General features: G+C 74.4%; 15 protein-coding genes. 3 read left to right on the top strand and 12 right to left on the bottom strand.

Annotated features, from left to right (window positions below):
* Nucleotides 1-249 precede the first annotated feature (249 nt).
* The 6 genes from trxA to murJ all read right to left on the bottom strand — a co-directional run bounded on the left by trxA (nucleotide 250) and on the right by murJ (nucleotide 6,723).
* Entirely contained in the window at nucleotides 250-573 is a 324-nt protein-coding gene (gene trxA, locus IEY94_RS08440) for a thioredoxin (protein ID WP_189169533.1), read from the bottom strand.
* 59 nt (nucleotides 574-632) lie between these two features.
* Entirely contained in the window at nucleotides 633-1,562 is a 930-nt protein-coding gene (gene trxB / locus IEY94_RS08435; RefSeq protein ID WP_189169532.1) for a thioredoxin-disulfide reductase, read from the bottom strand.
* A 148-nt stretch (nucleotides 1,563-1,710) separates the two neighbouring features.
* Nucleotides 1,711-2,619 (bottom strand): RsmA family anti-sigma factor, encoded by a 909-nt coding sequence (locus IEY94_RS08430; RefSeq protein ID WP_189169531.1) that lies wholly within the window; start codon nucleotides 2,617-2,619, stop codon nucleotides 1,711-1,713.
* Complete coding sequence (gene sigM, locus IEY94_RS08425) at nucleotides 2,616-3,284, bottom strand: RNA polymerase sigma factor SigM (RefSeq protein ID WP_189169530.1); 669 nt, start codon at nucleotides 3,282-3,284, stop codon at nucleotides 2,616-2,618. Before sigM ends, IEY94_RS08430 begins: the two co-directional genes overlap by 4 nt.
* Nucleotides 3,281-4,792: a protein kinase family protein gene (locus tag IEY94_RS08420; RefSeq protein ID WP_189169529.1), complete on the bottom strand. Its 1,512-nt coding sequence runs from the start codon at nucleotides 4,790-4,792 to the stop codon at nucleotides 3,281-3,283. The genes sigM and IEY94_RS08420 overlap by 4 nt, the downstream gene beginning before the upstream one ends.
* A 236-nt stretch (nucleotides 4,793-5,028) precedes the next feature.
* Nucleotides 5,029-6,723, bottom strand: a complete 1,695-nt coding sequence (gene murJ / locus IEY94_RS08415) for a murein biosynthesis integral membrane protein MurJ (RefSeq protein WP_189169528.1) — start codon at nucleotides 6,721-6,723, stop codon at nucleotides 5,029-5,031.
* 72 nt (nucleotides 6,724-6,795) lie between these two features.
* On the opposite strand from murJ, the gene IEY94_RS08410 reads away from it, so the two are divergent.
* Nucleotides 6,796-8,259 carry a CCA tRNA nucleotidyltransferase gene (locus tag IEY94_RS08410; protein ID WP_189169527.1) on the top strand — a complete coding sequence of 488 codons (1,464 nt, stop codon included), beginning with the start codon at nucleotides 6,796-6,798 and terminating at the stop codon, nucleotides 8,257-8,259.
* Between the two features lie 82 nt (nucleotides 8,260-8,341).
* Here the strand turns inward: IEY94_RS08410 and IEY94_RS08405 are convergent, their stop codons facing one another.
* The 6 genes from IEY94_RS08405 to IEY94_RS08380 all read right to left on the bottom strand — a co-directional run bounded on the left by IEY94_RS08405 (nucleotide 8,342) and on the right by IEY94_RS08380 (nucleotide 14,479).
* Nucleotides 8,342-8,800: a lamin tail domain-containing protein gene (locus IEY94_RS08405; protein ID WP_229783441.1), complete on the bottom strand. Its 459-nt coding sequence runs from the start codon at nucleotides 8,798-8,800 to the stop codon at nucleotides 8,342-8,344.
* Nucleotides 8,801-8,929: 129 nt separating this feature from the next.
* Nucleotides 8,930-9,979, bottom strand: coding sequence for a WD40/YVTN/BNR-like repeat-containing protein (locus IEY94_RS08400; protein WP_189169526.1), 1,050 nt, complete (start codon nucleotides 9,977-9,979; stop codon nucleotides 8,930-8,932).
* Nucleotides 9,980-10,042: 63 nt separating this feature from the next.
* Nucleotides 10,043-11,095, bottom strand: coding sequence for a beta propeller repeat protein (locus IEY94_RS08395; protein ID WP_189169525.1), 1,053 nt, complete (start codon nucleotides 11,093-11,095; stop codon nucleotides 10,043-10,045).
* A 434-nt stretch (nucleotides 11,096-11,529) separates the two neighbouring features.
* Entirely contained in the window at nucleotides 11,530-12,483 is a 954-nt protein-coding gene (locus IEY94_RS08390) for a threonine ammonia-lyase (RefSeq protein ID WP_189169524.1), read from the bottom strand.
* A gap of 121 nt (nucleotides 12,484-12,604) precedes the next feature.
* Entirely contained in the window at nucleotides 12,605-13,684 is a 1,080-nt protein-coding gene (locus IEY94_RS08385) for an inositol-3-phosphate synthase (RefSeq protein ID WP_189169523.1), read from the bottom strand.
* A gap of 204 nt (nucleotides 13,685-13,888) precedes the next feature.
* Nucleotides 13,889-14,479, bottom strand: coding sequence for a PadR family transcriptional regulator (locus IEY94_RS08380; RefSeq protein ID WP_189169522.1), 591 nt, complete (start codon nucleotides 14,477-14,479; stop codon nucleotides 13,889-13,891).
* Between the two features lie 259 nt (nucleotides 14,480-14,738).
* Between IEY94_RS08380 and IEY94_RS08375 the strand changes: the two genes are divergently transcribed.
* Nucleotides 14,739-15,257: a DUF5318 family protein gene (locus IEY94_RS08375; RefSeq protein WP_189169521.1), complete on the top strand. Its 519-nt coding sequence runs from the start codon at nucleotides 14,739-14,741 to the stop codon at nucleotides 15,255-15,257.
* On the top strand, nucleotides 15,254-17,914 hold the full coding sequence (locus tag IEY94_RS08370; RefSeq protein ID WP_189169520.1) for a transglycosylase domain-containing protein: 2,661 nt from the start codon (nucleotides 15,254-15,256) through the stop codon (nucleotides 17,912-17,914). The genes IEY94_RS08375 and IEY94_RS08370 overlap by 4 nt, the downstream gene beginning before the upstream one ends.
* The last annotated feature ends 42 nt before the right edge of the window (nucleotides 17,915-17,956 follow it).

The following is a 17,956-nucleotide window of genomic DNA, read 5'->3' as shown; positions in this document are numbered from 1 at the left end:
GTACCCGCGATGGCGGTGCCAGGTCCGGACGCGACGCACCATGGGTGGGCCGGCGCCGGCCCACCGACCCCATGCTGCCGCACCGGATGCGGTCGGCCCGGAGTGCGCGCGGGGCGACCACGTGGAGCGGTCCACCCGCGACTCTCGGTGCGTACCGGGCGTGGGTCACGGGCGCACCGGGCCCGGAACGGCGGCAGCCGCGGCGCCGGCCCGGTCGGGCGGCGCCGCGGCTGCGCGCGAGCGAACTCGTCAGAGGGCGGATTCGATGAGCTTGATCAGCTCGCCCTTGGGCTTGGCGCCGGCCACGGACTGCACCGGCTCGCCGCCCTTGAACACCGTCAGCGTCGGCACCGACATGATCCGGTACGCGCGGGCGGTCTCCGGGTTCTCGTCGATGTTCAGCTTCACGATGCGGACCTTCTCGCCCATCTCGCCGGCGATCTCGTCGAGTACGGGGGCGACCTTCTTGCACGGCGCGCACCAGTCGGCCCAGAAGTCCACCAGGACCGGGGTGTCGGACTGCAGGACGTCAGCGACGAACGTGGCGTCGGTGACCGCCTTCATGGATCCCACGGGTACTACCTCCTCCGGTGCGGGGCCGTGCGCCCCACTCGCGAAAACTCGGGCCGGGGTCAGCCCAGCGCGGCGATGTACCGCTCGGCGTCCAGGGCCGCGGCGCAGCCCGTGCCGGCGGCGGTGATCGCCTGCCGGTACGTGTGGTCGACCACGTCGCCCGCGGCGAACACGCCGGGCAGGCTGGTCCGGGTGGTCGGGGCGGCGACGGTGACGTAGCCGTCGGCGTCGGTCTCGACCTGGTCGCGGAACAGGTCGCTGCGCGGGATGTGGCCGATGGCCACGAACACGCCGGTCACGTCCAGGATCCGGGTCTCGCCGGTGGTCGTGTCGCGCAGGCGGGCGCCCGCCACCTTGCCGCCGGCGCCGACGATCTCCTCGACGACGCTGTTCCAGGCGACCTTGATCTTGTCGTTCTTCAGCGCCCGCTCGGCCATGATCTTGCTGGCGCGGAACTCCTCGCGGCGGTGCACGATCGTCACCGAGGCGGCGAACTTCGTGAGGAACGTCGCCTCCTCCATCGCCGAGTCGCCGCCGCCGACCACCGCGATGTGCTGGTCGCGGAAGAAGAAGCCGTCGCAGGTCGCGCAGGACGAGACGCCGTGGCCGAGCAGCTCCTGCTCGCCCGGTACGCCCAGCGGCCGCCAGGCCGAGCCGGTGGTGAGGATCACCGCGCGGGCCCGGTACTCGGCGGCGCCGACCCGGACGGTCTTGACGTCGCCGGCCAGCTCGACCGCGGTGGCGTCGTCGGTGAGGAACTCGGCGCCGAACCGCTCGGCCTGCTTGCGCTGGGCGTCCATCAGCTCGGGGCCCATGATGCCGTCGGGGAAGCCGGGGAAGTTCTCCACGTCGGTGGTCGTCATCAGCGCGCCGCCGGACTGCACGCCCTCGATCACCAGCGGGCGCAGGTTGGCCCGGGCGGCGTAGATGGCCGCCGTGTAGCCGGCCGGGCCGGAGCCAATGATGATCAGTTCACGAATCTCGGACAACGCCGACTCCCCTGGGGTGTGTGAGGCCATGGCACCGCGGTCCCGCCGGGGAGGGGGGCACTGCCGGCGCCGCCGTACGCGATCGTCATACGGGTGAACGCCATCGTACGTACCGGCATTCCGCCCCGGGGGGCGGGCGGGGCAGCGCTCAGCGCGCGGCGACCCGGCGGAGGATCCGGGCGTTGCCCGGCACCGCGCCGCAGTCGGCGCCGAGCGCCGTGACCGCACTGCTGCGGTCGCGGTCCTCACTGACCACGACCAGGGCCGGCTGGCCGCCCACGGCCGCGAAGTCGACCAGCCGCACCCGCGCGGTCTGCGGGTGGGCCAGGCGCAGCGCGTTCAGGCAGGCGTCCAGGGCGGCGGAGTCGGTGAGCCGGCGCAGCGCCGGCGGAACTTTTGTCAAGTCGGGGCTCGTGACGGCGCGCTCGCCGGCCAGGGCGGCCGCGCCGGCCAGGGCGGCAGGGGCGTACGTGGTGCCGCTGACCTGGATGACGACGGCCTCGGGGCTGTTGGCGGCGCGGGTGCGCTCGTCGGCCAGCGGCGAGACGCCCGGCGCGTCGGCCACGCTGCGGGAGGGCTCGTCGCCGCCCGAGCGCAGCTCGGCGGTGACGGTCACGCCGACCCCGGCGACCGCGAGCACGCCCGCGGCAACGGCGACCCGGCCGAGCCAGCGCGGCGGCGCGGCGCGGCGCCGGCGGCCCGTGGCGACCCCGATGGGGACGACCGGGGCGAGCGGGGCGTCGGGCGCCCCCGTAGGCGCCGGGCCGATGCCCTCGGCGCGCAGCACGGCTGCCAACCGCGCGGCGACGTCGTCGGGCATCGGCTCCGGCGCCTCTGCCCAGGAGCGCAGGTCCACCTGTACGGCCGAGAAGCCGGCGACGAGCGTGTCGTGCGCCCGCCGCCAAGCCGGGTCGGCAGCCACCCACTGCGCGACCTCGGCCTCGACCGGGGTGTCCGCCAGCGCCCCACCGACGTAGTCGGCGAGCAGATCGCGCTGGGCAGGTGTCAGCTCGGCACCCGCGTCCCGCGTGCCACCTGCATCGAACGTCCCGGTCACTCGTGCTCCTCCTGGCTCACGCCCGCCGACGGGGAACCGTCTCGTGGCGCTCCTGTCCCCGATCGGACGCCGGCCGCCGACCCGCGGTTCCCGCCGATCACGGGGGATTCGCGGAGGTGGCCCAGGATGCCGGCGAGCTTGGCCCGGCCGCGGGCGCAGCGGCTCTTGACGGTGCCCTCGGCGATGCCGAGCATGGCCGCGGTCTCGGCCACGGCGTACCCGTGGACGTCCACCAGGACCAGCGCGGCCCGCTGGTCGGCGGGGAGCTTGCCGAGGGCCTCCCAGACCACCAGCCGGGTGTCGTGGTCGGCCACCGGGGCGACCGGCTCGGGCGCGCTCGGGGCGTCGTCGTCGTGGCTGCCGTCGCCGAGCGCCACCGTCGGGTGGGCCTTGCGCCGGCGGATGCGGTCCAGGCAGGCGTTGACCACGATCCGGTGCAGCCAGGTGGTGACGGCCGAGTCGCCGCGGAAGCGCGGGGCCGCGCGGTGGGCCGAGAGCAGGGCGTCCTGGAGCGCGTCCTCGGCCTCCTCGCGGTCGCGCAGGGTGCGGATCGCCGCGGCCCACAGCCGGTCCCGGTGGCGCATGAACAGCTCGGCGAACGCGTGCGGGTCACCCGCCACGTGTGCGCGGAGCAGCTCCAGATCGGTGGTTTCGGGTGCGGTCACGGGCCCTCGACAACGATCTCCCGGACGCCGAGCTTGTAGCCGCCGGTGCCGTCCGACGGCAGGGCGGTGATCCAGAGCATCAGGTACCGGTACGTGGCGTTGGGGTCGAAGTCGCCGTACGCCCAGGTGCCGCTCGCGGTGACGGCCCGGGTCAGGTTCCGGTACGAGGACAGCACGGCGCGGTCGCCGCCGGCGCTGGCGCCGGGGTCGGCGGTGCCGTGGCGCAGGCTGACCGCCGCGCCACCGGCGGAGAAGTCGGCCCGGATCGAGCTGACCCGGCGCGGCCCGCCGAGGTCCAGCAGGATGCCCATGCCGGGCTTCACGGCGGTGAGCGGGGAGGTGTACCGCTGGGTCTCCCACTCGGTGTCGGCGTCGCCGTCGACGATGGCGCCGGCGTCGTCCAGCTCGGTGCGGTCGCCGCCGGGGTCGACGATGCGGACCTGCGCGCCGCTGAGCGGGATCGGCTTGGGGTCCAGCGCGGCGCCGCTGCGCTGCGGGGACGGCTGGGCGCCGGGCGTCGGGGTGGTCGCGCCGGGGTCGGCGGAGCCGCCGAGCAGCCGGAGGCCGACGAACGTACCGGCGACCGCGAGCACGACCAGCGCGAGCACGCCGGCGAGGATCTTGCCGTACGGGGTCCGGCCGCGGCGCAGCGCGACAGTGGAGTCGGCGCCGAACCGGACCGGGCTGGGCTCGTCCAGCAGCGCGTCCGCCGGGTCGGTGTCGAACCGGGACAGATCAGCGGATACCAGGTCGGACGGCGGGGCCGGGTCGCGCTGGTCGAGCAGCGCCATCGTGAACGCGTCCAGGTGGTCCGGCACGCCGGCGCGCATCTGCCGCGGGGCGATGGCGTTGCCGGCGGCGTCCCGGATCGCGTCCGGCACGCCCGGCGCGGGGGTCAGCTCGGTGCCCGGCCAGTGGCCGGTCAGCGCGAAGTACAGGGTGCCGCCGACGCAGCGCACGTCCGTGGCGACGGTGGTGTCCCGGTCGGTGCGGGCGTCGGCGAGGACGACCCGGCCGTCCTGGGCGACGAGGACCGTACCGGGGTGGATGTTGCCGTGCACCATGCCGGTGGCGTGCACCGCGGCGATCGCCGCGGCGACGGCGTGCGCGATCGTGGTCGCCCGGCCCGGGTCCAGCGGGCCCTCGGCGGCGACGATCTCGCGCAGCGAGGCGCCCTCGACCCACTCGCGGACGACGAACGCGCGGTCCGCCTCGTCCACGGCGTCGTACACGCCGACCAGGTTGGGGTGCACGACCCGGCTCGCGGCGACGGCCGCGCGGAGCATCTCGGCCGCCCGCTCGCCGCCGGGGTAGCGCAGCACCACCGCGACGGGGCGGCGCAGGATCACGTCGACGCCGCGCCAGACCTGCCGGCCCACGGCGTCCTCGGAGATGTGGGCGACCAGCTCGTACCGGTCGGCCAGGAGGTCGCCGACGGTGGGAGCGCCGTGGGTCGGGGCGTCCGGCAGTGCCTCAGTGGCATCGCGGCCCTGCTCGACCTGCGTCACCCGTCCTCCTCGGGGCCCGTCGGTGGTGCCGACTCGGTGGCCACCGGGTGCCGGTGGCCGCGGCGCGCCTCCGGCCCGCGGGTGCCGCCGGTCCGGCGTCCCCGGCCGAGCCGGGTGCCGGACCGCTCCGGTCCCCGGGGTCGGCGGGGAGTCGGCCCCCGCGGCGCGGCGACGTCGTCCCACCGCACGATACCCGTCAGGGGTAGAACAGCGACACGTCGTCGCGTGCGCTGGTCCTATCGTCGCAGCTTTCGGGCCACCAGGCCCAGCACATCATCGATCTCCCGCAGCCGGACCAGGCGGGCCAGGCCGAGGTACGCGCCAACGATAACCACGCCACCCAGGGCCAATCGGATCAATGCTGCGCCGGTGGGTAGCGGATCGCCGCCCGGCAGGACGCCCACGAGCAGCCAACCGGCCAGCGCCGCGCCCCCGGCGGCCAGCGCGACCCTGCCGAATGTGAGCAGGATCCCACGCAGTCCGATCCGTCCGATCCGGCCGCGCAGCAGCGCGGCCGAGATGACCGCCGCGGCGACGTACGAGACGGCGTTGCCGATCATCACCCCGACGGCGGCCAGCGCCGCGCCCAGGGCGAGGTACAGCGCGACCTGCACCGCCACCCGCAGCACCACGACCGGGATGTTGATCAGGGCGGGCGTCCGCGTGTCGGGCAGGGCGTAGTAGGCGAACGTGAAGAGCTGGCTCAGCGCGAACGGGATCAGCGCGAGCGCCGCCAGCACCAACACCTCGGCCGTCCGGCGGGAGTCGGCGGAGGTGATCGCGTTGTGCTCGAACAGCGTCACCGCGATCGGCTCGGCCAGCACCGCGAAGGCGACGGCGATCGGGGCGAGCACCGCGGTGGTCATCCGGGTGCCGCGGGACAGGTCCGCGGCCAGGTCGCTCAGCCGGAAGTCCGCGGCGGCGGCGCTCATCCGCGGCAGCAGCGCGGTGATGATCGAGACGGCGACGATGCCGTGGGCCATCATCATCAGCAGGTACACGTTGTTGTAGACCAGCACGCCGGCGGCGCCGGCCGGCGACTCGGCCCGGGCGTTGTTCAGCAGCCGGAGCAGGATGACCACCCCGACCTGGCTGACCACGACGTAGCAGAACATCCAGGCGCCCAGCCGGCCCAGCTCGCCGAGGTCCAGCTCGCGGAAGCCGCCGCGCCACTTCCAGGTGAACCCGACCCGGCGCAGCGCCGGCCACATGCCGGCGGCCTGGACGGCCACGCCGAGCAGGGTGCCGCCGCCGAGCAGCAGGATCGCGCCGGCGGACATGTCGGCCAGCTCGGGGCGGTTCGGGCCGTACACCGCGATGAAGACGCCGCCGATGCCGATCACCACGAGGTTGTTCAGGATCGGCGCCCAGGTCGGCGCGGCGAAGTGGCCGCGGGTGTTCAGGATCGCCGTGAACAGCGCCGACATGCCGGCGAAGAACATCATCGGCAGCATCAGGTACGACAGCAGGGTGACCAGCCGGCGGTACTCCTCGCCCGCCCCCGCCCCGGCGAACACCGCGGTCAGCAGCGGCGCCGCGACCACCGCGAGCACGGTGGCCACGCCCAGCGCGAGCACCGCGAGGGTGAGCAGCCGCTGGGTGTACACCTGGCCGCCGTCGGCGTCGGACCGGCGGCGGCGCACCAGCACCGGCACCAGCACGCTGGACAGGATGCCGCCGAGCAGCAGCTCGTAGATCATCGCGGGGAAGAACTGCGCGGTGCTGTACGCGTCGCCCACCGCCAGCGCGCCCAGCGCCGCGGCCACCGTCGCCGTCCGCAGGAACCCGGTCGCCCGGGAGATCACGGTCAGGCCGGCCATCGTCGCGCTGTGCCCGGCCACGCCGGGGTCCGCGGGCTCGCCGCCGCCGGTCGCGGGCGGTTCGACCGGGTCGCCGCCGGAGCGGGAACTGCGGTACACGCGACCAGACAAGCGGGGCCTCCTTCGCGGGCGTCTCGCCCACCTTAGTGAGCCGCCGCGCGCGGCGGTTAGGCTGCATGACCGATGTCCTCCGCCAACGCACCCACCCCCACCGGCCCGTCCGCCGCCGCGCTGACCGCCGCCCAGCGCCGCGCCGTCGCCGAGCTGCTCCGGGTCTCCCCGGTCGCCGACGAGCTGGGGCGCCGCTTCGCCGCCGCCGGGCACGAGCTGTACCTGGTCGGCGGCTCCGTCCGCGACGCCCTGCTCGGCCGGCTCGGCGACGACCTCGACTTCTGCACCGACGCGCCGCCCGAGGCGACGCTGGCCGCCGTCCGCGGCTGGGCCGAGGCGATCTGGGAGACCGGCCGCGAGTTCGGCACGATCGGCGTCGCCCGGCGCGGGCTCCGGCTGGAGATCACCACGTACCGGGCCGAGGCGTACGACGGGGTCACCCGCAACCCGGCCGTCGCGTACGGCACCGACCTCGCCGGCGACCTGTCCCGCCGCGACTTCACCGTCAACGCGATGGCCGTCAGCGTGCCGGGGCACGCGTTCGTCGACCCGCACGGCGGGCTCGCCGACCTCGCCGCCCGGGTCCTGCGCACGCCGGGGCCACCGGAGCGGTCGTTCGGCGACGACCCGCTGCGGATGCTGCGCGCGGCCCGGTTCGCCGCGCAGCTCCGGTTCGCCGTCGACCCGGCCGTCCGGGCGGCGATGACCGCGATGGCGGCCGACCTGGACCGGATCACTGCCGAGCGGATCCGGGACGAGTTCAGCAAGCTGCTCTGCGGCGCCGACCCGGTGACCGGCCTGCGGCTGCTCGTCGACACCGGGCTGGCCGACCGGTTCCTGCCGGAGCTGGCCGGGCTGAAGCTGGAGATCGACGAGCACGCCCAGCACAAGGACGTGTACGAGCACACCCTCACCGTCGTCGCCAACGCCGTCCGGCTGGAGCGGGACACCGGGCCGGACCTCGTGCTGCGGCTCGCCGCGCTGCTGCACGACGTCGGCAAGCCGGCCACCAAGGAGGTCAGCGGCGACGGGCGGGTGAGCTTCCACCACCACGAGGTCGTCGGCGCGCGGCTGGCCCGGACCCGGCTGCGGGCGCTGCGGTACCCCAAGGACGTGATCGGCGACGTCGCCCACCTGGTCGCGCTGCACCTGCGCTTCTACGGGTACGGCCGCGGCGAGTGGACCGACTCGGCGGTGCGCCGGTACGTGACCGACGCCGGGCCGCTGCTGTCCCGGCTGCACCTGCTCACCCGGTCGGACTGCACGACCCGGAACAAGCGCAAGGCGGCGGCGCTGGCCGCCGACTACGACGCGCTGGAGGGGCGGATCGCCCGGATCGCGGCCGCCGAGGACCTGGCCCGGGTCCGGCCGGACCTCGACGGCAACGCGATCATGGAACTGCTCGGGGTACCGCCGGGGCCGGTGGTCGGGCGGGCGTGGCGGTACCTGAAGGAGGCCCGCTTGGAGCGGGGTCCGCTGTCCCGCGACGAGGCGGAGACCCTCCTCCGCGAGTGGGCCGCCCGCGAGGGCCTCTGACCCCGCCGCCCGCGGACCGGTTGGAGATCATGAGGGTGAGTACCTCGTCGAGTGCCGAGAGGTGTGTCAGCCCATGTTCGCGTCAGCAGGTCTTGTAGACGCCGCCGCCGGTGTACGCGCAGGTGTCGATGAGCTGGTTGTTCGGGTTGTACAGGCGGGCCGTGTCCGTCCCGGTGTTGTTCCAGACGTAGTTGCCCATCCCCCAGTACCGCGTCGTGCTCGTGTTCGTCCCCTTGCCGGTGCGGACGACCACCCGCCGGTTCGGCTGGACGAGGAAGGTGCCGGTGAACGTGTACTTGTGGCCGTGCGCGTCCTTGAACCACCACTTGTACAGGTTCGTCGGGAGCACCCGGCGGTTCCACAGTTCGATGTACTCCTGGTTGATCTTCGCGTTCGTGCGGGTGTCCGTGCCCGGCGGGTCGTAGTAGATCTTCGTGATCATGACCGCCGGGCCGCCGGCCTCGGCCGGGGCCGTCGCCGCGACCGCGCCGCCGGTCGCGCCCAGCGCGAGCGCGAGCACCGCGCGCACCATCCTGCTCATCGGGACCACCTCTTCTCCGTACGGGGACTGCCCGGATAACCCGGCCGCCCCGCCGATGGTCGCGCGGGCCGGGCGGGTCGATCACGGGAACGGGCGTTTCGCTCCCGCCCCGACCCGCCCGGCCGGGCCTCACGGAGTCAGCGTCGCGACCCGGCCCGCCTCGCCGGAGGCCCAGCACGCCCCCGCCGCCGTACAGGCGACCGCGTCGAAGCTCCCGGTGTCGAACCGGGTCCAGGTGCGCCCGCCGTCGGCGCTGGCGTCACTGCCGGTCGGGCCGACCGCCAGCACCGTCTCGCTGCGGCCCACCCAGGCGGCACCGGACCGGTACTCGCCCGGCGCCCGCCCCGCCGGCTGCCACGTGCGCCCGGAGTCCTCGCTCAGCGCCGCGTGCTGCGGCGCCTCGGTGGGCTTGGTGTAGTCGCCGCCGAGGGCGACGCCGCGCCACCAGTCGCGCATGGCCAGCGTGTAGATGCCGGTGCTGCCGCCGCCCGGTACCGGGCTCTCGGCGAGCGTCCACGTGAGACCGCGGTCGTCGGTGCGGAACACCCGCGAGCGCGGGCTGCCGGTGGTGGCGAACCACGCCGCGCTGCCGCCGCGCTGGGCGACCAGGCAGGTGCCGCTGGCGGCGAACGCGCCCTCGCCGGCCTGCGCGGCCGGCATCCCGTCGCTCGGCACGACGCTCCAGCTGTCGCCGCCGTTGCTCGTGCTGACCAGGCGGAACTTGCCGTCTACCGCGTCGGACAGGGCCAGGCCGTGCCGGGTGTCGAAGAAGGCCAGGCAGTCGTAGAACGCCTTCGGGTCGGTGTTGCGGAAGCCCTCGGTCCAGGTCCGGCCGCCGTCGCGGGTGCGGTAGATCCGGGACGCCTCGCCCTCCCCGATGGACAGGATCACCGCGCGGTCGGCGTCCCAGGCCGTGATGTCGCGGAAGTCCAGGGCCTCGGCCCCCGGTACGGCGAGCCGGGTCCAGTGCTGCCCGCCGTCGGTGGTGCGCAGCACGGTGCCCTTGCTGCCGCTGGCCCAGGCGACCCTGTCGCTGACCGGGGCGAGGCCGCGGAGCCGGGAGTCGGCGCCGGTGGGGCGCAGGGTCCACGTCGGAGCGTCGGCGGGGGCGGCGGCGGCCGGTGCGGCGCCGGCCAGGGCGAGCAGGAGCGCGGTGGCGCTGATCGATGTACGTCTCATGCTCCGGCAACCTACCGCCGGCCCGGGGCGCGGGCGAGGGCCGCGCCCCGGGCCGGCGCCGGGTCAGCGGGTGCCGGCCAGCGTGGCCGCGACGCCCTTGTCGCCGACGGCGAAGCAGGCGCCGGCCGCGGCGCAGCCGACGGAGTTGAAGCCGGACGCCGAGAACGTCGACCAGCTCTGCCCGTTGTCGGTGGTGACGTCGCTGCCGGTCGGGCCGACGGCGACCGCCCGGCCGTCGGACACCCACGCGACCGCCGACTTGAAGTCGGCCGGCTGGGCGCCGGCCAGCGCCCACGTCCCGCCGGTGTCGCCGGAGACGGCCGAGCCACCGGAGACGCCCGCCGCGGCGCGCGCGTCGCCGCCGACGGCGATGCCCCGGTCGCCGCGGAAGGCGAGGCTGAAGATGCCGCCGTACTCGGCGGCCGGGAAGTCACTGGCCGCGGAGGTCCAGGTGGCGCCGTGGTCGGTGGTGCGGAAGTAGTGCGACGCCGTACCGCCGCTGCCGAAGACGGCCGTGCCGGCCGGCGCGCCGGCCGGGGCGACCAGGCAGCCGCCGGAGGCGGCGAACGCGTACTCGCCCTCGGCGGCGGCCGGGCCGTCCGAGGTGGTCCAGGTCTTCCCGCCGTCGGCGGTGCTGATCAGCCGGAACTTGCCGCCGACCGGGTCGGAGACGGCCAGCCCGCGCTGGGTGTCGAAGAAGGTGACGCAGTCGTAGAACGCGGTGTCCTCGGCCGACCGGAACGTCTCGGTCCAGGTCTTGCCGCCGTCGGTGGTCCGGTAGATCCGGGACAGCGCCCCGGCGCCGGCCGACAGCGCCAGCGCGTGGTTCTCGTCGACCGCCTCGATGTCGCGGAAGTCGAGGTCGGCGGTGTCGGGCGGGCCGACGGCGGCCCAGGTGGCGCCGCCGTCGGTGGTGCGCAGTACGGCGCCGCCGAGGCCGCTGGCCCAGGCGATCCTGTCGCTGACGACGGCGAGGCCGCGGAGGTTGGCCTCGGACCCGGTGGCGGACGGCTTCCACTCCAGGTCGCGGGGGGCGGCGGCGGCCGGCGCGGCCAGGGCGCCGACGGTGAGCACGGGGGTTATCGCAAGGGCGAGGGCGATCGATGCGCGTCTCATGTCGACGGAACCTACCGGCGTAGCGGTCCGGTCGCACCGGGTGATTTTTGCGCCACGGGTCAGTCCGGCGATCACGGTGCGTGCACGGTGCTGGTCATGGTCGTCGCCGCGGGCGGATCGGGTCGGGATCCGAAATGTGATGCTGCGCAGCATCCCCCATTTCGGCGGGCCCGGTGGTCGGTGCGGTGGCGGATCGGACGACGGGTGGGCGGTGCCGCGGGGACCTTGTCCACGGCACCGCCCGCGGCCCGCGATCCCGTGAGGTCGGTCGCGGAACCGCCGTCCCCGGCCGGCCGCCGCCGCCCGCCGCCGGGCTGGCCGCGAGGCGCGGGCCGGCGTCCGCGGGCGGCGGGGAGCCGCCGAACCGGGGGTGTCCCGTGAGGACAGACGTTAGGGTGCGGGCCTGGTCGCGGGCTGTCTGCGATCCGACAGTGTCAGGTAGCGGACTCGGCACTGTCGAGCAGGCCGGCGAGCGTGCGCAGGTCCACGTTTCCGCCGGTGACGACCGCCACCGTCCGGCCGGGCGGCAGCTCGGCGCGCCGGAACAGGTACGCCGCGGCCGCGACCGCCCCGCTGGGCTCGGCGACCAGCCGGCCGCGGGCGGCGAGCACCGGTACGGCCGCGGCGATCTCCGCTTCGGAGACCGTGACGATCCCGGCCACCCGCTCGCGCAGGTGGGCGAGCGTCAGGGCGGACAGCGACCCGCGCAGCCCCTCGGCGGCGGTCCGGGCGCGCTGCTCCACCGGCCACTCGCGCAGCTCGCCGGCGCGCAGGCTCTCGGCGGCGTCGGCGGCCAGCTCGGGCTCGACGCCGACCACCCGGGCCCGGGGCGCCAGCGCGCGCAGCGCGGTCGCCACGCCCGAGGCGAGGCCGCCGCCGCCGACCGGGACGAGGACGACCTCGACGTCCGGCAGGTCCGCGGCGATCTCCAGGCCGACCGTGCCCTGGCCGGCGATGACGTCCGGGTGGTCGTACGGCGGGACGAACGTCAGGCCGCGCGCGGCGACCAGCGCGGCGGTCCGCGACTCCCGCTCTGCCGCCGGCACTCCGACGATCTCGGCGCCGAGCGCCGCCACCGCGTCCCGCTTGACCGCCGTGGTCGCCGCGGGCATCACCGCCACCATCGCCACCCCGGCCCGCCGCGCCGCGTACGCCAGGGCGAGCGCGTGGTTGCCGGACGAGTGGGTCACCACGCCGGCCCGCCGCTGCCGGTCGTCCAGCCGGGACAGCGCGTACGCCGCGCCGCGCAGCTTGAACGCCCCGGTGGGCTGCAGGTTCTCGGGCTTGAGCCACAGGTCCCCGCCCGCGGGCACCAGCGGCGTCCGCACGACATCCCCGGCCAGCACGCCGGCCGCCCGCTGTACATCCTCGATCGTCACCAACCGCATCCCGCCAGCATGCCCCGGGCACCCCGCGCTCCGCGAAGATCGACAAGAGCCGGGGTACCGAATCCGCGTGTGATTCGGTACCCCGGCTCTTGTTCGCTGGCGCGGGTTCGGTGGCGCGGGGTCAGCGCTCGATGTCGCCGCGGATGAACGACTCCACCGCCGCGTGGGCGTCGTGGTCGGCGTACTGCTCCGGCGGGGACTTCATGAAGTAGCTCGACGCCGACAGGATCGGGCCGGCGATCCGCCGGTCCAGGGCGATCTTCGCCGCGCGGACCGCGTCGATGATCACGCCGGCCGAGTTCGGCGAGTCCCACACCTCCAGCTTCAGCTCCGCGTTGAGCGGCACGTCGCCGAACGAGCGGCCCTCGAGCCGGATGTACGCCCACTTGCGGTCGTCCAGCCACGGCACGTGGTCGGACGGGCCGATGTGGACGTCGCCCTTGGCGATCTCGTGCGGGATCTGGGACGTCACCGACTGCGTCTTGGAGATCTTCTTGGAGATCAGCCGGTTGCGCTCCAGCATGTTCATGAAGTCCATGTTGCCGCCGAAGTTGAGCTGGTACGTGCGCAGCAGCTCCACCCCCCGGTCCTCGAACAGCTTCGCCAGCGCCCGGTGCACGATCGTCGCCCCGACCTGGGACTTGATGTCGTCGCCGACGATCGGCAGCCCGGCGTCGGTGAACTTCCGCGCCCACTCGGGGTCGGAGGCGATGAACACCGGCAGCGCGTTGACGAACGCGCAGCCCGCGTCGATCGCCGCCTGCGCGTAGTACTTGGTGGCCGCCTCGGAGCCCACCGGCAGGTACGCGACGACCACGTCGGCCCGCGCCTCGCGCAGCGCCGCCGCCACGTCGACGGCCGGCTCGTCGGCCTCCTCGACGATCTCCCGGTAGTACAGGCCCAGCCCGTCGTGGGTCGGCCCGCGCTGGACGGTCACCCCGGTCGGCGGGACGTCGCACAGCTTGATCGTGTTGTTCTCGCTGGCCACGATCGCCTCGGCCAGATCCCGGCCGACCTTCTTGGCGTCCACGTCGAAGGCGGCGACGAACTCCACGTCCCGGACGTGGTAGTCGCCGAACTGGACGTGCATCAGACCCGGAACGCGCGTGGTCGGGTCGGCGTCACGGTAGTACTGCACGCCCTGAACCAGGGACGACGCGCAGTTCCCGACTCCGACGATAGCGACGCGGACGGAGCCCATCGGGTGCCTCCTCTTCCTGTGGCGGGCCGCCGCCGGCGGCCGCCGTTCCTCGTGTGGTGACCGCCGCAGCGATCGGGACTTCGGTGCGTGCGGGCCGGTACGCGATGCCCGGCTCCGGGTGCCGCGGCGGGCCGCGGGTGGTGCCGGCGGCCGCCGGCCGCCGTGGTGCGTCGGGACCGCGGGGCCGCGGTCGGGGGGCGGGGGTCAGCCGCCCCGGCCGCCGGTGGGCGGCGCGGGGTCGGCGGGGTGGCCGGGCGTGCGGCCCGACCGCTCGTTGGCGATCAGCTCCTCCAGCCAGCGCACCTCGCGCTCGCACGCCTCGAGGCCGTGCTGCTGGAGCGCGAGGGTGTAGGTGTCGAGGCGCTCGGCGGCCCGGCCGAGGACGTCCCGCAGGCCCTCCCGGCGCTCCTCGACCCGCCGCCGGCGGCCCTCGAGGATGCGCAGGCGGGTCGCGCGGTCGGTCCGGGCGAAAAAGGCGAAGTGGACACCGAAACCCTCGTCGTCGTACGTCTCGGGACCCGCGCTGGCCAGCAGCGCGGCGAAGCGCTCCTTGCCCTCGGCGGTGATTTTGTACACAACCCGCCCGCGCCGGCTGGTCAGCGGCGGCGCCTCGGCGGCGCTGTCGTCGAGTTCGGTGATCCAGCCGGCCTGGCGGAGCCGGCGCAGCGTCGGGTACAGCGTGCCGTAGCTGATCGCCGCCCGGAACGCGCCGAGCTTGGTGGTCAGCTCCTTGCGCAGCTCGTACCCGTGCATGGGGGTCTCGCTGAGCAGTCCGAGGATGGCGAACTCGAGCACGGCATCCTCCTCGGGCGGGTCGGCGCCGCCGCCCGCGGCCCGGCCGGCGGCCGGTGGGGCGCCACGGTGGCGCGGTGTACTGGCGGCGCGCCACAGCGTCGAGCTGTCGGCGCGATGTATCGGTGCGATACATCGCAACGGTAGATCGTCGCCCACCCCGGCCGCAACAGCCGGTGTCCCCCGGGTGTCGTCCGTACCGCTTCCCGCACTGGTAGCGACGGATGTCGCCTTGCGCGGGGGTTCCGCGTACCCTTCAGCCATGTCCGCGCAGCACCGGGTGGTCGACTACTCGCTGAGGAGGCGAGCGGTCCTGCGCGATCATGGGCGCGGTCTGGTCGCCACGGGGGAGATCTGCGACGCTTCGCCCTACCTGCGCAGTGCCGCCCGGTTTCACGGGGAACCGACCGAGGTCCGGTGCCCGGTGTGCCGGCGGGAGCACCTGACGTACGTGCACTTCGGCTACGGGGACGCGCTGCGGCAGTCGTCCGGCCAGGCGCGGCGTCCGGCCGAATTGTCCGAGTTGGCCGCGACGGTCGGCGAGTTTCTGGTCTACGTGGTCGAGGTGTGCCGGCGCTGCAGCTGGAATCATCTACGTGAGCACTATCCCCTGGGTGGACGCCCCGGGGCCGGGCCCGGGGCGGGGGAGTCCCCGGGCGGCGAACCCGCGGTGCGGGCCGGGAACGGTCGGCGGCGCGGTGAACGGCCCGGGCCGTCCGTCCGTACTTATCGAGTGGTGGGGCGCGACAGCGCAATCGCTACGGCAGGGTGTGACGAATGACTTCCTTCGGTGACTCGAACTCCGCCTACGGCGGGGCCGCGCCGCCGGCCGACGACAACGGCGGGTGGCCCGCAAACGGGCGCGCGTCCGCGCGGGCGAGCGTGAGCGCGTCGACCCTGTCGGCATCCGTACCGGCCAACCCCGCCCGCGCCACCGCCTCCGCCCGCGTCGCCGCCCGGCCGCCGGCCGGCGGCGCCCGCGCCTCGGCCCGGGTGCCGGGCAGCGGCCCGGCCGGCCGCGCCGCGCCCACCGGGCGGGCCCGGGTCACCGCCTCCGGCGGGTACGGCGGCCCGAACGGCCCGCACACCGGCTCGATCAGCCGGTTCATCGAGAACCTCGGCGGCAACTCCGAGGACCCGCGCGCCCGCAAGCGGCGCCGGATCAACATCATCGTCGGCGCGATCTCGATCCTCGGCGTGCTGCTCGGCGCGAGCGTGGTGGGCCTGACCTACTACTCGACGACCGTCGCCCTGCCCGCCGACTTCGACAAGCTCGCGCTCAGCTCGAACCTGCTCTACGCCGACGGCAAGACCGAGATCGCCAAGATCGGCAAGGAGAACCGCACCTACACCAAGATCAACCAGATCCCGGCGCACGTGCAGTTCGCCGTCGCCTCCGCCGAGGACCGCAAGTTCTACGAGCACTCCGGCGTCGACTACGTCGGCATCGCCCGGGCCGCCTGGAACAACGTCAGCGGCGGCGACCAGCAGGGCGCCTCCACGATCACCCAGCAGTACGCGCGCAACGCGATGGACCTGCAGGCCGAGGGGTACGCCCGGAAGGTGAAGGAGGCGATCCTCGCCTCCAAGCTGACCGACAAGTACAGCAAGCCCGAGATCATGGAGTTCTACCTCAACACGATCTTCTTCGGGCGCGGCGCGTACAGCATCGACACCGCCGCGCAGGCGTACTTCGGCAAGCCGATCAGCCGGGTCAGCATCGCCGAGGCGGCCGTGCTCGCCGGCGTGATCAAGCAGCCCGAGCCGTCCGAGACGCACAAGGGCTTCGACCCGGGCTTCAACAAGCAGGACGCGGTCGACCGCTGGCGGTACGTGCTCGACGGCATGCGGGAGAAGAACTGGATCAACCCGCAGCAGTACCAGCAGGCCCTCGCCCGGTACCCGACCGTCAAGCCGGTGCTCAACAGCAACTGCGGCAACGAGTGCGGGCTGGCCAAGCCGGCCGGCATCATCCTGCCGTACATCACCCGCGAGCTGGCCCAGATGCGCGACCCGAAGACCGGCAAGGCCCTGTGCACGTTCGGCCAGTGCCGGGACGCTCTGGCCACCGGCGGCTTCCGGGTCACCACGACGCTGGACCCGAAGGCCCAGAACGCGGCGGTCAACGCGGCGTCCGAGACCGGCCAGATCCTGCGCGACCAGCCGAAGAACCTGCGCGCCGCGCTCGTGTCGATCAACCCGGAGAACGGCGCCGTCGTCGCCTACTACGGCGGCATGAACAAGAACACCGCCGCCACCGACTACGCCGGGCTCAACGTGGCCAGCAACGGCAAGCAGTTCGGCGGGCACGCGCCCGGCTCGAGCTTCAAGGTGTACACGCTGGCCGCGGCGCTCGCCGAGGGGTACCGCACCGACTCGCGCTGGCGGGCACTGCCGCGCAAGGGCGCCAACGGCGAGACGCTGACCAACGCCGGCCGCGACAGCGCCAGCGGCGGCCTGATCTGCGGCAACAGCTGCACGCTGCGGACATCCACGGTCGAGTCGTACAACATCCCGTTCTACGGCATCGCCGAGAAGATCGGGCCCGGCAAGGTCGTCAACATCGCGGTCAAGGCCGGCGTCCGGACCATGTGGAACGACCAGGGCCAGGCCCTCGACGTCGCCGGCATGAGCCCGAACAAGTACGAGGGCCGGTCGCTGTTCGACTACAACATCGGCTTCGGGCAGTACCCGGTGACGGTCCTGGACCACGCCAACGGCATCGCCACCTTCGCCGCCCGCGGCATCTACAACAAGGCGCACTTCGTCGCCAAGGTCGAGCGCAAGAACCGGGCCACCGGCAAGTACGAGCCGGTCGGCGGCGCGGTGATCAAGCCGGAGCGGCGGATCGAGCAGTCGGTCGCCGACGACGTGACCGACGTGCTCAAGGGCGTGCCGCCGCACGACGGCAAGCAGCTCTTCAACCGGCAGTCCGCCGGCAAGACCGGCACCTGGGAGTTCAACGAGACGTCCGGCAAGAACGGCGACGCCTGGATGACCGGGTACACCCCGCAGCTCGCCACCGCCGTCTGGGTCGGCAGCCAGGAGGACAAGCGCTCGCCGATCGTCACCAGCGGCGGCGCCGACATCTTCGGCGGGCGGACGCCGGCGGAGATCTGGCGCACGTACATGAACGACGCCCTGCAGGGCGAGGAGCGGGCGGACCTGCCGTCGGCGGCCAACGGCGGCGACCCGAACCTCAAGGGCGACGGCGACTACCCGCGGCCCTGCCTGTTCGGCATCCTGTGCGACGACAACGGCCGCCCCGGCCGCGGCGACGACGACGGCCGCGGCGACGACGACGACGGCGACATCTTCCCGTTCCCGATCCCCGGCGGCGCCACCCGGCCCGGCCAGGGCGACGGCACCGGCGGACCCGTACGGCCCGGTACCGGCAACAACGGCGTATCGCCACCGGGTACCGGCCTCGTCGGGTAGCGCCCGCCGCACGGAAATCCCCTGATCGCCGTCGCGTGGCTC

Origin of the sequence: Pilimelia anulata, assembly GCF_014647895.1 — a bacterium.
In the GTDB taxonomy this organism is placed as follows: domain Bacteria; phylum Actinomycetota; class Actinomycetes; order Mycobacteriales; family Micromonosporaceae; genus Pilimelia; species Pilimelia anulata.
This window is presented reverse-complemented; position numbering and strand designations above follow the sequence as displayed.

Bases quoted from the DNA above. Each gene is read 5' to 3' on its own strand.
- IEY94_RS08410 (WP_189169527.1), top strand. From the start codon at position 6,796: ATGTCCTCCGCCAACGCACCCACCCCCACCGGCCCGTCCGCCGCCGCG.
- IEY94_RS08405 (WP_229783441.1), bottom strand. From the start codon at position 8,800: ATGAGCAGGATGGTGCGCGCGGTGCTCGCGCTCGCGCTGGGCGCGACC.
- IEY94_RS08400 (WP_189169526.1), bottom strand. From the start codon at position 9,979: ATGAGACGTACATCGATCAGCGCCACCGCGCTCCTGCTCGCCCTGGCC.
- IEY94_RS08395 (WP_189169525.1), bottom strand. From the start codon at position 11,095: ATGAGACGCGCATCGATCGCCCTCGCCCTTGCGATAACCCCCGTGCTC.
- IEY94_RS08390 (WP_189169524.1), bottom strand. From the start codon at position 12,483: ATGCGGTTGGTGACGATCGAGGATGTACAGCGGGCGGCCGGCGTGCTG.
- IEY94_RS08385 (WP_189169523.1), bottom strand. From the start codon at position 13,684: ATGGGCTCCGTCCGCGTCGCTATCGTCGGAGTCGGGAACTGCGCGTCG.
- IEY94_RS08375 (WP_189169521.1), top strand. From the start codon at position 14,739: ATGTCCGCGCAGCACCGGGTGGTCGACTACTCGCTGAGGAGGCGAGCG.
- IEY94_RS08370 (WP_189169520.1), top strand. From the start codon at position 15,254: ATGACTTCCTTCGGTGACTCGAACTCCGCCTACGGCGGGGCCGCGCCG.